The 15,957-nt window shown below is 66.3% G+C and carries 13 protein-coding genes; 7 read left to right on the forward strand and 6 right to left on the reverse strand.

All coding sequences use genetic code 11. The annotated features are described in order from the left end of the window. Window positions 1–2 precede the first annotated feature (2 nt). Window positions 3–1,055 carry a YeiH family protein gene (locus BMX78_RS09390; RefSeq protein WP_091418829.1) on the reverse strand — a complete coding sequence of 351 codons (1,053 nt, stop codon included), beginning with the start codon at window positions 1,053–1,055 and terminating at the stop codon, window positions 3–5. Window positions 1,056–1,168: 113 nt separating this feature from the next. On the opposite strand from BMX78_RS09390, the gene BMX78_RS09395 reads away from it, so the two are divergent. Genes BMX78_RS09395 through BMX78_RS09405 form a run of 3 tightly spaced genes read left to right on the forward strand, consistent with a single transcriptional unit; the run spans window position 1,169 to window position 4,560 of the window. Beyond that, window positions 1,169–2,725, forward strand: coding sequence for a circularly permuted type 2 ATP-grasp protein (locus BMX78_RS09395; RefSeq protein WP_091418945.1), 1,557 nt, complete (start codon window positions 1,169–1,171; stop codon window positions 2,723–2,725). A 60-nt stretch (window positions 2,726–2,785) separates the two neighbouring features. After that, window positions 2,786–3,712 carry an alpha-E domain-containing protein gene (locus tag BMX78_RS09400; RefSeq protein WP_013600945.1) on the forward strand — a complete coding sequence of 309 codons (927 nt, stop codon included), beginning with the start codon at window positions 2,786–2,788 and terminating at the stop codon, window positions 3,710–3,712. Further along, on the forward strand, window positions 3,709–4,560 hold the full coding sequence (locus tag BMX78_RS09405) for a transglutaminase family protein (RefSeq protein ID WP_091418831.1): 852 nt from the start codon (window positions 3,709–3,711) through the stop codon (window positions 4,558–4,560). Before BMX78_RS09400 ends, BMX78_RS09405 begins: the two co-directional genes overlap by 4 nt. Before the next feature lie 22 nt (window positions 4,561–4,582). Here the strand turns inward: BMX78_RS09405 and BMX78_RS09410 are convergent, their stop codons facing one another. The 3 genes from BMX78_RS09410 to glgC form a co-directional block, all read right to left on the reverse strand. After that, the gene (locus tag BMX78_RS09410; RefSeq protein WP_091418946.1) at window positions 4,583–5,050 is read right to left on the reverse strand and encodes a pyridoxamine 5'-phosphate oxidase family protein; all 468 of its coding nucleotides are present in this window, start codon (window positions 5,048–5,050) and stop codon (window positions 4,583–4,585) included. Window positions 5,051–5,066: 16 nt separating this feature from the next. Beyond that, a complete protein-coding gene (locus BMX78_RS09415; protein WP_091418833.1) occupies window positions 5,067–6,518 on the reverse strand; it encodes an SDR family NAD(P)-dependent oxidoreductase in 1,452 nt (483 codons plus the stop codon). Window positions 6,519–6,598: 80 nt separating this feature from the next. Beyond that, window positions 6,599–8,008: a glucose-1-phosphate adenylyltransferase gene (gene glgC, locus BMX78_RS09420; RefSeq protein WP_091418835.1), complete on the reverse strand. Its 1,410-nt coding sequence runs from the start codon at window positions 8,006–8,008 to the stop codon at window positions 6,599–6,601. A 102-nt stretch (window positions 8,009–8,110) separates the two neighbouring features. On the opposite strand from glgC, the gene glgA reads away from it, so the two are divergent. Then, window positions 8,111–9,316, forward strand: coding sequence for a glycogen synthase (gene glgA / locus BMX78_RS09425; RefSeq protein ID WP_091418837.1), 1,206 nt, complete (start codon window positions 8,111–8,113; stop codon window positions 9,314–9,316). 84 nt (window positions 9,317–9,400) lie between these two features. On the opposite strand, the gene BMX78_RS09430 is transcribed toward glgA, so the two are convergent. After that, entirely contained in the window at window positions 9,401–11,512 is a 2,112-nt protein-coding gene (locus tag BMX78_RS09430) for an acyl-CoA dehydrogenase family protein (protein ID WP_091418839.1), read from the reverse strand. Window positions 11,513–11,584: 72 nt separating this feature from the next. Further along, the gene (locus BMX78_RS09435; protein WP_091418948.1) at window positions 11,585–12,337 is read right to left on the reverse strand and encodes a TetR/AcrR family transcriptional regulator; all 753 of its coding nucleotides are present in this window, start codon (window positions 12,335–12,337) and stop codon (window positions 11,585–11,587) included. Here BMX78_RS09435 and BMX78_RS09440 point away from each other — a divergent pair. From BMX78_RS09440 to BMX78_RS09450, 3 genes are read left to right on the forward strand one after another with little or no spacing between them, the layout of a single operon-like run. Further along, window positions 12,336–13,697, forward strand: coding sequence for an acetyl-CoA C-acetyltransferase (locus BMX78_RS09440; RefSeq protein WP_091418841.1), 1,362 nt, complete (start codon window positions 12,336–12,338; stop codon window positions 13,695–13,697). The two genes, BMX78_RS09435 and BMX78_RS09440, sit on opposite strands and share 2 nt — an antisense overlap. 8 nt (window positions 13,698–13,705) lie before the next feature. Beyond that, window positions 13,706–15,046: a 3-oxoacyl-ACP reductase gene (locus BMX78_RS09445; protein WP_091418843.1), complete on the forward strand. Its 1,341-nt coding sequence runs from the start codon at window positions 13,706–13,708 to the stop codon at window positions 15,044–15,046. Continuing rightward, window positions 15,043–15,954 (forward strand): MaoC family dehydratase, encoded by a 912-nt coding sequence (locus tag BMX78_RS09450; protein WP_091418845.1) that lies wholly within the window; start codon window positions 15,043–15,045, stop codon window positions 15,952–15,954. Before BMX78_RS09445 ends, BMX78_RS09450 begins: the two co-directional genes overlap by 4 nt. Window positions 15,955–15,957: the final 3 nt, after the last annotated feature.

Genomic DNA, 15,957 nt, shown 5'->3' on the forward strand with positions numbered 1-15,957 from the left:
AATCACGCGGTGATCAGCAGGGCGGCGGCCAGCCCCAGGAGGGCGATCAGGAGCCAGGATGCGAGGGCTGCCAGGAGCGCGGGTCCGCCGGTGAGCAGGAGGGTGCGGATCCGCACCGCCGAGCCCAGGCCGAACAGCGCGGCACCCAACAGGATGTCCTGCAGCGCAGCCCCTGCCTCCAGCCACCCGGCGCCCAGCCACTCTGTGGAACGCAGGCCCACCAGGGCGATGAAGCCCAGGACGAACAGTGGGACCACGGGCGGCAGCTTCGCCTGGGCATCGTTGCCCGGGCCGGAACGCATGGCCTGACGGTGGTGCGCTCCGGCTATGGCGGTCACGGGCGCCAGCAGCAGCACCCGGGTGAGTTTAACCACGACGGCGATGCCCAGTGCCGCCGTTCCCGCAGTTTGCGCCGTGGCCACCACCTGGCCAACGTCGTGAACGGACGCGCCCGTCCAGGCTCCAAACGCGGGCGCGGAAAGCTGCAGGGGATGGACCAGCAAGGGCAGGACGCCGATGGCAAGCGTCCCGCACAGCGTCACCAGCGCCACCGGCAGGACGGTGTCCACGTGCCGGATGCGGCGGACTGCAGCCATGGCTCCGATGGCTGAAGCACCGCAGATTGAAAACCCGGTCGCCACCAGGAGCGCGGTCACGGGCGGAAGGCGGAACAGCCGGGAGATCAGGTAGGTGCCGCCAAAACTGGCGGCTACAACCCCGGCAATCAGGACCAGGGCAAGCCAACCCAGCCCCAGCACGTCCATGACGCTCACTTTCAGCCCCAACAGGACGATTCCGCCGCGCATCAGGTGTTTTCCGGCGAAGTCCAGCCCGGGGCGGGCCCTTCCGGCGGTCCAGACTCCGGCCGCGGGCAGGTTGGCTGCGAGGACGCCCAAAACCACGGCCAGCGTCATGGCCGGAAGCGCGGGAACCAGGCGGTGCACGAGGAAGGCAACAGCCAGCGCGAGGGCAGCCGTGGCCAGGCCCGGGATCAGCCGGTCAGCACGTTCGGGGAGGCCCGGACCCGGGGCTGGGAGGCTTCTGCTGACTGGCACTCACCTACTGTGCCGGAAAAGTTCCGGAATCCACGAACCAGGCGGCTTGCGCCAACACGCCAGAATGGATGGCAGTAATGAATTCGAAACAAAAAGATGGTTGGCTTGTGGACATGTCAGACCTATTCCAGGATTACTCCGTGGCCGCCGGCCGGACCGGAGCCTACGACGAGATGTTCGCCCCCGGGCAGCAGGCACGGGGCTCCTACGGGCAAGTAGCGGACGCCCTTCGCAAGCTCTCCCTCGCCGACGTCAGCGCACGCGCCGACTCAATGGCCCGCACCTTCCTGGACCGTGGTGTCACTTTTGATTTCGCCGGCGAAGAGCGCCCGTTCCCGCTGGACATCGTCCCGCGCGTCATCCCGGCGGCGGAATGGGATGTGCTGGAACGCGGCGTCGCGCAGCGCGTGCGGGCGCTCGAGGCCTTCCTCAACGACGTGTACGACAAGATGACAGTTGTGTCCGACGGCGTGATCCCGCGGCAGCTGGTAACCACCAGTGCGCACTTCCACCGCCAGGTGCACGGCTTCGAGCCCGCCGGCGGCGTCCGCGTGCACATCTCGGGCATTGACGTGGTCCGCGACGCCGCCGGCACGTTCCGGGTCCTTGAGGACAACGTGCGCGTGCCTTCCGGCGTGAGCTACGTCCTGGAGAACCGCCGCGCCATGGCCAAGGGCCTGCCCGAAGCCTTCGGCCAGCAGCTCATCCGGCCCGTGGAGGAATACCCCCGCCGGCTGCTCTCGGCCCTGCGAAAAACCGCTCCCGCAGGCGTGGACGATCCCACCGTCGTGGTCCTCACTCCCGGCGTGTTCAACAGCGCCTACTTCGAGCACACCCTTCTGGCCGGCCTCATGGGTGTGGAACTGGTGGAGGGCCGTGACCTTATCTGCCGCGGCAACCGCGTGTACATGCGCACCACAGCGGGTGAGCAGCGCGTGGACGTCATCTACAAACGGATCGACGACGACTTCCTGGACCCGCTGCAGTTCCGGGCCGACTCCATGCTCGGTTGCCCCGGCCTCGTCAACGCGGCGCGGGCAGGCGGTGTGACCATCGCCAATGCCGTGGGCAATGGCGTTGCCGACGACAAACTGGTTTACAGTTACGTCCCTGACCTGATCCGCTACTACCTCAGCGAGGAGCCCATTATCGCCAACGTGGACACCTACCGCCTCGAGGAAAAGGAAGCGCGGGAATACACCCTGGACAACCTCTCCGAACTGGTGGTCAAGCCTGTGGACGGGTCAGGTGGCAAGGGCCTGGTGATCGGACCCGATGCCTCCAAGGACGAACTTGACGCCCTGCGCCAACGGGTCATCGCCGACCCCCGCGGCTGGATTGCGCAGCCGGTCCTGCAGCTGTCCACCGTGCCCACCCTGAGCGGCGACAAGTTCGGGCCGCGCCACGTGGACCTGCGCCCCTTTGCAGTGAACGACGGCGAGAACGTGTGGGTGCTGCCCGGCGGCCTGACCCGCGTGGCGCTGAAGGAAGGCTCCCTGATCGTGAACTCCAGCCAGGGCGGCGGTTCCAAGGACACCTGGGTCCTGGCGGATTCGCCCCAGGTGCCGGTGGAAACCGTGCCGAGGCCCTCCATTTCTGTCCGCGAACGCGTGTCCGTATGGCCCGTGGAGAGCAACTGGCGCGACCGCCAGTCGGAGCAGCAGCAGTGAGCCCGTCCGCCGTCGGGCCAATTTCTTTGACAGTTTCGGGCCCGCAGGAGGTAACCGCGAATGCTTAGCCGAATTGCCGAGTCCCTTTTCTGGATCGGCCGGTACGTGGAGCGGGCCGATGGCACCGCCCGGATCCTCGATGTCCACCTGGAGCGCCTCAACCACCTCCCCATGGAGGAACGCAAGAGCGTGGCCCAGGAGCTCCTGGCGGTGATGGGTGCGCGCCCGCAAAGCGAGGACTTCGGCCTGCCTGAGCTGCTTCATGCCCTGGCCTACGACAAGACCAGCGCCACCTCCATCGCAGGCTCCCTCGGCGCTGCCCGGGAGAACGCCCGCCGAGCCCGCGAGACGGTTTCGTCCGGCCTGTGGGAGAGCCTGAACACCACTTATTACGGGCTGAGCCAGCACCGCAAGGACGTGGTGGGAACCTACCGGTTCTGCAACTGGACCCTGGAACGCACGGCCATGGTGAGCGGTCTCGCGGACACCACGGTGAGCCATGACGAGAGTTGGCTGTTCCTCGTTCTGGGACGCTCGCTGGAGCGGGCCGACATGACCGCCCGCATGCTCTCCACCCGCGACGTCCTGTCCGCCGGTATGTCCTGGGTGAACATGCTCCGGTGCGCCGGCGCGTACGAATCCTTCCTGCGCACGCGGCGGGCCGCCTTCGGCGACCAGCACGCGGCCGAGTTCCTGCTCCTGGACCGGCTCTTCCCGCGGTCCATCGTGTATGCCCTGCGCGACGCCGACGAATGCCTGGCAAAACTTGATCCCTCTGCCCAGCGGGTGGGCTTCATCAATGACGCCCGCCGCATTGTGGGCCAGGCCCGGACCTTCCTCGAGTTCCACCGCACGGACGACCTCATGTCCGAGCTGCCCGAGCACATGGAGCGGGTGCAGAAGGCAGTATCCCAGGCCTCAGACGCCATATCCCGTAAGTACTTCAATCAGGCGGACGAACTGGCCTGGGTGGGAGAAGTTTCATGACCCGGCTGAGCATCGTTCACAAGACGGCCTACAAGTACAACAAGCGCGTCACCCTGTCCTATAACGAGGCGCGGATGACGCCGCTCACCGACTCCCAGCAGGTGGTGCTGGAATCAGTGGTCAAGGTGTCCCCGTCCCAGGCGGCCGTGAGCACCTACCGCGACTACTGGGGGACCAGAGTCACCTCGTTCGACATGCAGATGCCGCACGAGCACCTCGAGGTGGTCTCCAACATCACCGTGGAAGTGCACCGCGCCGGAAAGATCCCTTCCGAGTCCGATATCGCGGGCTGGGACGTCCTGGCCTCAGCCGAGACGCTCAACACCTTCAGCGACTGGCTTCCGCAGTCACGGCTGAGCGGGCCCGGGGACGAAGTCCTTGGCATCATTCCCGGGGTGGTCGCCGGCAAGAACCCGCATGAGGCAGCGATGGCCGTGTTCGAGTGGATGCGCGGCGAGATGACGTACATGTCCGGCTCCACCGCAGTCACCACCAACGCGGAGGAGGCCTGGGGCCAGCGCAAGGGCGTCTGCCAGGACCTCGCGCACCTGGCCATCGGCGCGCTTCGCAGTTGCGGCATTCCTGCCCGGTACGTCTCTGGGTACCTCCACCCGCGGTCCAGCGCAGGCATCGGCGAAACAGTGGCCGGGCAGTCGCACGCGTGGCTGGAGTGGTGGGACGGCGACTGGCGGAGCTGGGACCCCACCAACCACAAGCCGGCGGGCGACTTCCACGTCACCGTGGCCCGGGGCAGGGACTACCGGGACGTTCCCCCGCTGAAGGGCATCCTGTCCGGTGGCGGAGGATCTGCGTTGAGCGTCAGCGTGGAGATCACGCAGCTCGCTTGACGGGCGCGCCTGCTGCGGCAGGTTACTCCGGCGATGCCTTGGCGGCGCCGCTGAGCTGGGTCCACCAGGTGACCGGCTCGGTGACCCTGAAACGGCGGCCGGTGACGCTGTCCGGGGTGATCCGGACGAACGCGTCCTTCTTCCCCGCCTGCCAGGGGAACAGGTAGAGCTGCGTAGTCTCCATGAGGTGTTCATTTCCGGTGATCACGTCGGCACTGCCCTTCACCACAACACTCCACGCCAGTCCGGTCTCCTGATCCACGCCGTCAGCCTCCAGGGCCACGGCAGCACCTTTTGACGAGCCGGCCAGCTTGGTGCCCTCACCGGTGCGGAAGACGAGCGTGCCGCCATCCACGGTGTAGTTGATGGGGAAAATATCCGGCCGCCCGTCGGCCAGGACCGCCAGCCTGCCCACGGATACCATCCGCAGCATGGCCCAGCACTCGTGGTGTTCCAGATTCTGTACGTCAGGGGATGTCTCGTGGCTCATGCCGCCGAGCATACGCCTACCAGGGGCTGGGCTTGTAGTCCTTCAGGAACACCCCGTACTGGTCCTCGCCCTTCTCGCCCATCACGATCGGATCGTAGACGCGCGCGGCGCCGTCCACCAGGTCCAGGGGCGCGTGGAAGCCCTCTTCCATGAGCCGGACCTTGGTGAAGTGGGGGCGTTCGTCCGTGATCCAGCCGGTGTCCACGGCGGTCATCAGGATGCCGTCGGTTTCCAGCATCTCCTGGGCGCTGGTCCGGGTCATCATGTTCAGGGCAGCCTTGGCCATGTTCGTGTGCGGGTGGCCGGGTCCCTTATAGGCGCGGGAGAACTGGCCTTCCATGGCGGAGACATTCACGATGTACTTCCGCCGCGCCGTGGACTGTTTCATCGCCGGCCGCAGCCGGCTGACCAGCAGGAACGGGGCTGTGACGTTGCAGAGCTGGACCTCGAGCATCTCCAGCGGATCCACTTCGTCCACCACCTGGGTCCAGCTGTTGATGGTGGCCAGGTCCGGAACCAGGCCCCCGGCGTCGATCGCTGTTCCCGAAGCGATCCGTTCCAGCGAAGCCGATCCGGTGGACAGCGCCAGCGAGGTGATGGCATCCCCGGCGAGCACCGGATGCTCGGTCACGCTGCTGGCCAGGGCCAGGGGGTGCTTGTCGTGTGCGTGGCCGAACGTCACCAGTTCGGGCCCCCCGTTGGCCTGTTCCAGGGCGGCCGGCAGCGGCTCGTCCTCGGCGTCCACCAGGGGTTTGTAGGCGTTCCCGGACCGGCGCACGGTCTGGGCTGCGTTGTTGATAATGATGTCCAACGGTCCGGCCTCATTCAGTGAGTCCGTCAGGGCCATGACCTGGGCGGGATCGCGGAGGTCAATGCCCACAATCCGGAGCCGGTGCAGCCACTCGCCGCTGTCCTCCATGGCGGCAAACCGGCGGGCGGCGTCCTTGGGAAAGCGGGTAGTGATGGTGGTGTGGGCGCCGTCCCGGAGCAGCCGGAGCGCGATGTACATCCCGATCTTGGCGCGTCCGCCGGTGAGCAGGGCTCTGCGGCCGGTCAGGTCCGTGCGGGCGTCGCGCTTGGCGTGGTTGAACACGGCGCACGCGGGGCAAAGCTGGTGGTAGAACGCGTCCACCTGGGTGTAGTGCTGCTTGCAGATATAGCAGGGGCGGGACCTGATGAGGTGCCCGGCCACCTTGCCGGTAGTCGACGGAGCCAGTTTGTTCCCGCGGGTTTCGTCGTCGATCCGGTCCGGCGCGGCGGTGGCTGTCAGGGCGATGACTGCCCGGTCGGCCTCGGAGATGAGGTCCCGCTTGGTGACCCTGCGGTGCCTTTTGACGGCCTTGAACATCTTGCCGGTGGCGCGGCGCACCGAGACGTAGTCCGGGTGCTCCTCGTCATAGGCGTGGATCGTGTTGAGGACCTTGAGGCATGCCTGGATTTCCTCAGGCGTCAGATCGGGGGAGCTCATTGTACTGATTTTACAGCCTGGAACTCCCCGCGGCCCCCACTGCGCAGGGGGCCGCCGGGGGAGTGCCCGCGCGGAAGGGTTCAGGAAATACGTGCGCCCGGTGCAGCCTCGGCTGAGGCCGCTGCGTGCCTCTCGGCCACCTTATCCACAGATTCGCGCACACTCGGATACTTCTCGACAGCGGCCTTGATGGCGTTCGGCACGAGGTGCAGGTTGTCCGCCGCGAGCTTACGCTCATCGTCACCGGGCTCCGGAACCTCCTGGCCCTTGGAAAGGACCGTTATCCCGGAATCCGTGACCTTGAAACCACGGGCACGGTCAAGCTCCGGGTTTAGTCCGATGGCCGCACCGGCCGGTACCTTCACGTTCTTGTCGATGATGGCACGGTTGATGACCGCACCTTCACCGATGTGGACCTTGTCCATCAGGACAGAATCGATGACCCGGCTGCTGGTGCCCACGAAGACATCGTTGGAAAGGACTGACCCTTCCACGACTCCGCCCGAAATTACTACGCCGCTGGAAACGATCGAGTCCAGGGCCGTGCCCACGGTGTCGTTCTTGCCCCTGACGAATTTAGCTGGCGGCGAGATGCTCTGCCGGGTGTAAATGGGCCACTCGGAGTTGTAGAGATTGAAGACCGGCAGCGGGGAGATGAGGTCCATGTGGGCGTCGTAGAAGGAGTCGATGGTGCCGACGTCGCGCCAGTAGGTGCGGTCCCGCTCCGTGGAGCCGGGGATGTCGTTGAGGGTGAAGTCGTAGACGCCGGCTTCGCCTTGGTTCACAAAGTAGGGAATGATGTCCCCGCCCATGTCGTGCTTGGTGTCCAGACGCTCGGCGTCCACGTGCAGCGCAGCGACCAGCGCGTCCGCGTCGAAAACGTAGTTGCCCATGGAGGCGAGGAACTGGGACGGGTCCGCTGCCAGGCCGGGCGTGCTGGCGGGCTTTTCGACGAAGGCCGCGATCTTCTGGGGATCGTTCTGGTCCACTTCGATGACGCCGAACTGATCGGCCATGTGCAGGGGCTGCCGCACGGCGGCGACTGTTGCCTTGGCACCGCTGTTGACGTGCTGGGCCACCATCTGGGCGAAGTCCATGCGGTAGACGTGGTCCGCGCCGACCACAACGACGATGTCGGGGTTTGCGTCGTGGATGAGGTTCAGTGACTGGTAGATGGCGTTGGCGCTGCCCAGGAACCAGCTCTTGCCCACACGCTGTTGCGCCGGGACGGAGGCAACGTAGTTGCCCAGTTGGGTGGACATACGCCAGGTCTCGGAGATGTGCCGGTCCAGGCTGTGCGATTTGTACTGGGTGAGGACAACGATCTGCAGGTAGCGGGAATTCACCAGGTTGGACAGGGCGAAATCGATCAGGCGGTAGCTTCCCGCAAAGGGCACCGCGGGCTTCGCGCGGTCTGCCGTCAGTGGCATCAGCCTGTTTCCCTCGCCGCCTGCGAGGACAATGGCCAGGACTCTTTTGTTCAACGGCATAATGGTCGCTCCTGTACGCCTTCGTATCTCCCCAAGACAGTCCGGCATGCCCGGACTCCTTCACACTAGAACAGTTATGCGTGAAGGACTACCTTGGGTCTTGTGCGAATAGACATTGTGACTAAAGAGTTTCCGCCGGAGATCTACGGTGGCGCGGGTGTCCACGTGGCCGAATTGAGCAGGGTGCTTAGTAAGCACGTTGACCTGCAGGTTCGTGCTTTTGGAGCTCCCCGCGACGCCGACTATCATGGCGCGGCGGTGACCTCCTACGCGGTGCCCGAGGACCTCGGCTCAGCCAACGCCGCTGTGCAGACGCTGGGGGTGGACCTGCGGATCGTTCCGGACATCGAAGGCGCGGACCTTGTCCATTCGCACACCTGGTACGCCAACATGGCCGGGCACCTCGCGTCCCTGCTCCACGGCATTCCGCACGTGCTCAGTGCCCACAGCCTGGAACCGCTGCGCCCCTGGAAAGCGGAGCAGCTCGGCGGCGGGTACGCCTTGTCCTCCTGGGTGGAAAAGACCGCCTACGAGGCCGCGGCGGCCATCATTGCCGTCTCGGAGGGCATGCGGCAGGACATCCTGCGCAGCTACCCCAACGTGGATCCCGCCAAGGTGCGCGTGGTCCACAACGGCATCGACGTTGAGATGTGGCACCGTGACGAGAACGACGACGCCGTCCGCGCCCTGGGCATCGATCCGGACAAGCCCAGCGTGGTCTTTGTGGGGAGGAACACCCGCCAGAAGGGCGTCCCCTATCTCCTGCGGGCGGCAGCAAAGCTTCCCGCCGACGTCCAGCTGGTCCTGTGCCTGGGCGCAGCGGACACCCCGGAGCTTGCCGCAGAGACGGCCCGTTTGATCGAGGACCTGCAGCGCGAACGCACCGGCGTGGTGCTCATCGAGCGCATGCTTCCCCGCCATGAACTGATCCAGGTGCTCAGCCACGCCACCGCCTTCGCCTGCCCGTCCATCTACGAGCCGCTGGGCATCGTGAACCTGGAGGCCATGGCCTGTGGCGCCGCTGTGGTGGCCAGCGCCACAGGCGGCATCCCCGAGGTGGTGGAGCACGGCCAGACCGGCCTGCTCGTGGACCTGGAACAGGTAACCGACGGCACGGGCACACCCCTTGATCCGGAAAAGTTCGTCACCGAATTTGCTGCCGCCCTCACGGAGGTTGTCTCCGACCCTGACCGCGCCCGCGCCATGGGACAGGCCGGCCGGAAACGCGCCGAGGAACACTTCTCCTGGGAATCCATCACGGAAACCACCCTCGAGGTGTACCGGTCCGTGCTGCCGGCACAGAGCTGACGTTTCCGAACGCATTGACGACGACGGCGCCGCCCACCTTGCGAGGTGGGCGGCGCCGTCGTCGTCATTACTGTTGCGGGACGCTTAGTTCCGGTGGCCGGCAGTACGCGCCAGCAGGACCTTCTCGTCCACCGGTGCCTGGCCGCTGGCCCGCTGGGCGCGGAGGTAGGCCCGTGCGTGGTCCTGCCGCTCCTTCTCGGCGCCAGTGGCTATGGCGGCGCGCACATGGTCTTCGCCATAGCCGAAGGCGTCTACCAGGTCCACTGCGTGCGGGCGGATTTTCACCAGCAGACGGTTGATGTACTCACCCACCGTCCGGCCCCGCTGCATGGAAAGCCGGCCATTCATGAGGTACCAGGAGAGATTCTTCTCAATCAGGGACAGGCCGAACAGGTCCCGCAACCAGGTCAGGACCGTCCGGGTGCCCGGGTCCTTTACGTCCCTGAGGGCCTCGGTGAAGGCCTCCCACTGGAGCAGCTCGGCATGGGCCTGCGCGGCGTCGATCAGTTCGTTCTGGTGCCGGTTGAACAGCGCGGCGCCTTTCTCCTGCGACATCCGGCCAGTACCCTTGAGCGCGGTTGCGGCCTCAGCCACAATGGCCTGCACCCGGTCGGTAAGCAGCGCCCGCTGGCTTTCCTCATCGCGGAGGGCGATGGCCGCCTTCTGCACTGATCCGGTGTCAGCGACGAACTGGGCCACCTGCCGCAAGCCGGTCCGGTGAATGGCGGCCCCCGTGGCCTGGCCCACCACGTACCGGGCCAGCACGCCGAAGTCGACGCTGCGGAATTCCTTCGCATAGTCGGCCAGGAGCCGTTTGGCCACGAGTTGCAGCAGCACTGTGTTGTCGCCTTCGAAGGTTGCGTAGACGTCCAGGTCCGCCCGCAGCGATGCGAAGCGGTTCTCGATCAGGAAGCCGGCGCCGCCGCAGGCTTCCCGGCATTCCTGCAGCGTGTCCAGCGCATGCCAGGTGCTGAGCGGCTTCAGTGCGGCGGCAAGGGTTTCCAGGTCCTGGCGGTCTTCGTCGGTATCGTGCGCGCCGGAGAAGACGTCGTCGAACTTCTGCAGCAATTGTTCGTGGGCGAAACCGGCCGCATAGGTGGTGGCAAGCCGGGTGAACAGGCGTTTCTGGTGACGCTGGTAGTCCAGCAGGACTTCCTCTTCCGTATGGGAGGAGGCGTTGAACTGGCGGCGCTCGGTGGCGTACTGGATGGCTGCCTTCAGTGCCACCTTGGAAGCTGCCACGGCGGCGCCGTCGAGGGACACCCGGCCCTGCACCAGGGTTCCCAGCATGGTGAAGAAGCGGCGGCCGGGGCTGGCGATGGGGGAGCTGTAGGTCCCGTCGGCGTCGACGTTGCCGTAGCGGTTGAGCAGGTTGGTCCGCGGGATACGGACATTGGTGAAGTGCAGGCGGCCGTTGTCGATTCCGTTCAGTCCGCCCTTGATGCCGTCGTCCTCGCCGCCGATCCCGGGCAGGAACTCCCGGGTGTCCGGGTCCCGGAGGTCCACATAGAACGCATGGACACCGTGGTTGACGCCCCGGGTGACCAACTGGGCGAACACCACCGCGCCCAGTCCGTCAATGGCAGCGTTGCCGATGTAGTCCTTCCACGCGGCGCGGAACGGCGTGTGGACCACGAACTCTTCGGTGGCGGGATCGTACGTGGCGGTGGTGGCAATGCTGGCCACATCCGAGCCATGCCCTGTTTCGGTCATGGCGAAGCAGCCCGGGATCTCCAGGCTCATGATGCCCGGAAGCCATTTCGCGTGGTGCTCTGCAGTCCCCAGGTGCATCACCGCGGAACCGAAGAGCCCCCATTGGACACCGGCCTTGATCTGCAGCGACGGGTCCGCCACCACCAGTTCCTCGAAGCCGGCGATGTTTCCGCCGTGGTCGTCGGATCCGCCCAGCGACTCCGGGAAGGCACGATGCACGGCCTCGTTCTCCACCAGGTACTTCAGTTGCCCGGATACCCGGGCGCGGTGCTCGGTGTGCGTTAGCCCCTCGATCTTGTGCAGCTCAGGGCGTGCGGCAAGATCCCTGGCCTGGCGCCGGGTTTCGGCCCACTTGCCCAGGAGCTGTTCTCCCAGGCCGGCGACGTCGACGGCGGGCCGGGCGTCGGCTGCCGCCCTGGCGGTGGTTGCGCGCGCGGCGGGGCGCTGCTTTCTTCCGGCGGGACGGTCCACTAATTCAGTCATGTCGAGTCCTTCGTTGGTGCTGACAGAGGGTGGTGGTGCTGATTGTTGCTGTGGTGTAGCCGCAGTGGATGCTTATGTCCGTGTGGATGGAATCAGCTCCGGCGCGATGCCGACGCAGAGCCAGTCGGTGATCTGCCGCGCCATCGCTTCCTGCCCGGGCTTGGCAGGGGAAGCAGGGGTGGTGAGCCACTGCTCGCCCGCGTTCCGGACCATCCCGATGGCCGCTTTGGGCCAGTAGCCGATGACGGCTTCCTTGCCGTCACCCAGATGCGAGCGCATGGGGGCGGCAATCATTTCGGCCACGGAGTCAAAAAAGTGGCCCAGGGCGGCGGATCCCGCTCCCGGGTCCTGGGCGCTGTCCGCGTCGGCGGCCGGACGGGTCACAAAGGTGTAGACGTTGGGACTGGTACTGGCCATCTGCAGGTAGGCAGTAACCATGGCCAGCAAACCTTCCCTGGGGGTATCAGCGCTCTGCGCCGCCTCCCGGATCCGGCGCTGCATCTGGCTGAGGACAACCTCACCCACGGCCTGCTGCAGTCCCGCCTTGTCGCCAAAATAGCGGTAAAACACTGACTTGGATGTGCCGGCCGCCGTTGCGATGTCCTCCATCGATGCGTCGCTGCCCAGTGCGTGCACTGCCCGCCGCGCTGATTTGATCAGCTCCCGTCGCCGTTCCTCCCGGTGGCTCTGCCAGCGCGATGAGCGGCCGTCGCCGGGAGCGGCGGCAGGCGTGGCGGAAGTCGAGGTTTGCTGGAAGTTCACGATACCCAGCGTATCAGGTACGCTGGGTATCGGTAACCGCACGTGACCCGAGGAGATACCCATGTCCATTGACGGACAGACCACTACCGGACCTGAGTCCGGCACTCCCGCCGAAGCCCCCGCACCCCGGCTCCGCAGGGCAATCATCGTTGGCGGCAACAGGATCCCGTTCGCCCGGGCCGGCGGCGCTTATGCCAAATCCTCAAACCAGGACATGCTGACGGCGGCGTTGGACGGGCTGATTGCGCGCTTTGGCCTGCAGGACGAGCGCATCGGGGAAGTGGCAGCGGGGGCCGTGCTGAAGCACTCCCGGGACTTCAACCTCACGCGGGAAGCAGTGCTGGGTTCCGCCTTATCGCCCGAAACACCGGCCTACGACCTCCAGCAGGCGTGCGCAACCGGGCTCGAAACCGTGGTGGGCCTTTCCAACAAGATCAAACTGGGCCAGATCGAGTCGGGAATCGCAGGCGGGGTGGACTCCGCATCGGACGCGCCCGTGGTGGTCAGCGAAGGGCTACGCGAAGTTATCCTCGACCTCAGCCGGGCGAAAAGCGTCCCGCAGCGGCTGCAGATCCTCAGCAGGCTCAGGCCCAAGGACCTCGCCCCGCTGGCCCCCGGCACGTCCGAACCGCGGACAGGTCTTTCCATGGGGGAGCACCAGGCGCTCACCACCTCGCAGTGGAAGATCTCCCGTGAGGCCCAGGACGAGCTGGCACTCGACAGCCACCGGAACCTCGGGTCGGCCTACGATGCCGGATTCTTCGATGACCTCATCACCCCTTACCGGGGCCTGACCCGCGACGGGAACCTGCGTCCTGACACCTCGCTGGACAAGCTCGCCGGACTGAAGCCGGTCTTCGGGAAGAACCTCGGCGCCGACGCGACCATGACGGCAGGCAACTCCACGCCGCTGACCGATGGCGCCTCCACCGTGCTGCTGGCCTCCGAGGAATGGGCTGACGCCCGGGACCTGCCAAAGCTTGCTGCCGTCGTGGATGCCGAAGCGGCCGCCGTCGACTTTGTCCACGGCAAGGACGGCCTGCTGATGGCACCGGTATTCGCCGTGCCAAGGCTGCTCGCCCGGCAGGGACTCAGCCCGGCGGACATCGACTTTTTCGAGATCCATGAAGCTTTCGCCTCCACAGTCCTCAGCATGCTCGCGGCATGGGAGGACGAGGAATTCGGGCGTACCCGGCTGGGCCTGGACGGCGCTTTCGGCAAGATTGACCGGTCACGGTTGAACGTCAATGGTTCCTCGCTCGCCGCCGGCCACCCGTTCGCCGCGACGGGCGGCAGGATTGTCGCTTCCCTTGCCAAGACGCTCCATGCCAAGGCCAACGCCGAGGGCCGCCCCGTCCGGGGCCTGGTCTCGGTATGCGCTGCCGGTGGACTTGGCGTGGCCGCAATTCTGGAATCACTGTAGGGGCACGGATGACTGACACGTATGCACAACTCGTCAACCAGGGCCTGGGCCGGAACGTTGCCAGGAGGCTGGGGCTGCCCCAGCCCGCCATCCTGCGCCGGTACGAGCCCGGACAACCGCTGATCACCGGGCCAGTCCTGGTCCAGGGAGACACCCCCGGCGCCGACAAACTGGCCGCCGAACTGCTGGCATGGGACCTCGACGTCCGGAGGCACGCTGTTCCGCGCGAGAAGCTTGGGGCCATCATCCTGGTCCTGGACGAAGTGGCCCGCCCCGAAGACCTTGGGAAACCCATCCTTACCGTCGCCGCGTCCCTCCGGGACCTTGGCCCCGGTGGCAGGGCCATCACCGTATCCCGGCCCGCGTCCGGCGCAGCCACACCAGCCCAGGCCGCCGCACGGCAGGGGGTGGACGGCTTCCTGCGCTCCCTTGCCAAGGAACTGCGCGCCGGCGCCACCGGCAATGGCCTGCTCCTGGCGCCGGAGGTGGAGACAACAAGCCCCAGTACGCTGGCGGCAATAAGGTTCTTCCTCTCGGGCCGGTCCGCTTTTGTGGATGGTCAGTTCCTCACGGTCTCCACTACGGCGGGAGAACCGCCCCGCAACGTTGAGAAGCCGCTGGAAGGAAGGATCGCCGTCGTCACCGGAGCAGCCCGGGGCATCGGTGCGGCCATCGCCAGGACCCTGCACCGCGATGGCGCCACGTTGGTCCTGGTGGACATCCCCGCGGCCGGGGACCATCTTGCCGAAGTGGCCAACGAGGTCAAGGGCACCGCCCTCCAGCTGGACATCAGCAGGGACGACGCCGGGCAGCGGATCCTGGAGCATGCCTCGCAGCGGCACGGGCGCCTCGACATCATGGTCCACAATGCGGGCATCACCAGGGACAAGCTCCTTGCCAACATGGACGAGTCCCGCTGGAGGTCAGTGATTGAGGTCAATATCGCAGCGCAGCTCCGGATCAACGAGGCCCTGCTCGCGTCAGCAGGCTTCCGCTCGTCACCCCGGATAGTCTCCGTGGCATCCACCAGCGGCATTGCCGGCAACCGCGGCCAGACAAACTACGCGGCCTCCAAGGCAGGCGTGGTGGGAATGGTCCGGGCAACTGCGCCATTGATCGCCGCCTACGGGGGCACCATCAACGCCGCGGCCCCGGGCTTTATCGAAACGGAGATGACAGCCCGGATTCCCTTCGCCCTGCGGGAGATGGGCCGACGCCTGAACTCGCTGCAGCAGGGTGGACAGCCCACTGACGTTGCGGAGACCATCGCGTTCCTGGCCAGCAACGCCGCCGGCGGCATCAACGGCGAGGTGCTTCGGGTCTGCGGACAAAACCTGGTGGGGGCATGATGCCCCCACAGCCAGTCATCCTCGGGGAGATGCCGTCGCTGTCGAAGCTGTACGTCAACGCCGCAGCCCAGGCGGCACGGCGGCGCCTGCTGGGGACCCACGATGGCTCTGACCTGCCGGCCGAAAGCCATGAGGTGCGCGGAGTGCGGGTGGACGTCGGCAACCTCACTGCCTACCAGCACCTTATTGGCGAGTCGGCCAGTGACGTCCTGCCGGCCGGCTTTATCCACGCCCTCTCGTTCCCCCTCGCCATAAGTCTGATGAACAGGGACGACTTTCCGCTTCCGCTGTTGGGCATGATCCACCTCCGGAACAGCGTGGAACAACGTTCGCCGCTGCTTTTCACGGATTTGATGGACATCACTGCCCACGTGGAGAACCTGCGCGGGCACCGCGCCGGCACCCAGGTGGATGTGGTCAGCGAAGTGCGGCGGGCAGGTTCCGCGGACACTTGCTGGCGGGGCGTCTCAACCTACCTCGCCAAGGGGGTCTTCCTGCCCGGAATCGACAAACCCTCGGCGGCGCCCGCGCGTGCTGACTTCAAGGCACCCGATCCCACGGCGCTGTGGCAGCTGGGGGTCGATACCGGCCGGGCGTACGCAGCTGTGTCCGGCGACTTCAACCCCATCCACCTCAGCGTGCTTTCAGCAAAGGCTTTGGGGATGCGCCGCTCCATCGCCCATGGCATGTACCTGGCGTCCAGGGCCCTCGCCGACGTCGGCGCTGTCCGCGGGGATTCCTTTACGTGGGAGGTGGACTTTGAGGCGCCGGTCTTCCTTCCCTGCCGGGTGGCCCTGGATATCAGCAGCGTTCAGGGAAGTGCCGGGACATGGGAGCGTTCCGAATTCACCGCCTGGAACCCCCGGTCGGGCCGCCGGCATTTCAGCGGCTCCGTTGCCCTGCTCTAGACC

It is taken from the genome of Arthrobacter sp. OV608 (assembly GCA_900110595.1).
Classification (GTDB): Bacteria; Actinomycetota; Actinomycetes; order Actinomycetales; family Micrococcaceae; genus Arthrobacter.

Bases quoted from the DNA above. Each gene is read 5' to 3' on its own strand.
- glgC (WP_091418835.1), bottom strand. From the start codon at position 8,008: ATGCCGTTGAACAAAAGAGTCCTGGCCATTGTCCTCGCAGGCGGCGAG.
- BMX78_RS09395 (WP_091418945.1), top strand. From the start codon at position 1,169: ATGTCAGACCTATTCCAGGATTACTCCGTGGCCGCCGGCCGGACCGGA.
- BMX78_RS09445 (WP_091418843.1), top strand. From the start codon at position 13,706: ATGACTGACACGTATGCACAACTCGTCAACCAGGGCCTGGGCCGGAAC.
- BMX78_RS09430 (WP_091418839.1), bottom strand. From the start codon at position 11,512: ATGACTGAATTAGTGGACCGTCCCGCCGGAAGAAAGCAGCGCCCCGCC.
- BMX78_RS09435 (WP_091418948.1), bottom strand. From the start codon at position 12,337: ATGGGTATCTCCTCGGGTCACGTGCGGTTACCGATACCCAGCGTACCT.
- BMX78_RS09410 (WP_091418946.1), bottom strand. From the start codon at position 5,050: ATGAGCCACGAGACATCCCCTGACGTACAGAATCTGGAACACCACGAG.
- BMX78_RS09400 (WP_013600945.1), top strand. From the start codon at position 2,786: ATGCTTAGCCGAATTGCCGAGTCCCTTTTCTGGATCGGCCGGTACGTG.
- BMX78_RS09405 (WP_091418831.1), top strand. From the start codon at position 3,709: ATGACCCGGCTGAGCATCGTTCACAAGACGGCCTACAAGTACAACAAG.
- BMX78_RS09415 (WP_091418833.1), bottom strand. From the start codon at position 6,518: ATGAGCTCCCCCGATCTGACGCCTGAGGAAATCCAGGCATGCCTCAAG.
- BMX78_RS09450 (WP_091418845.1), top strand. From the start codon at position 15,043: ATGATGCCCCCACAGCCAGTCATCCTCGGGGAGATGCCGTCGCTGTCG.
- BMX78_RS09440 (WP_091418841.1), top strand. From the start codon at position 12,336: ATGTCCATTGACGGACAGACCACTACCGGACCTGAGTCCGGCACTCCC.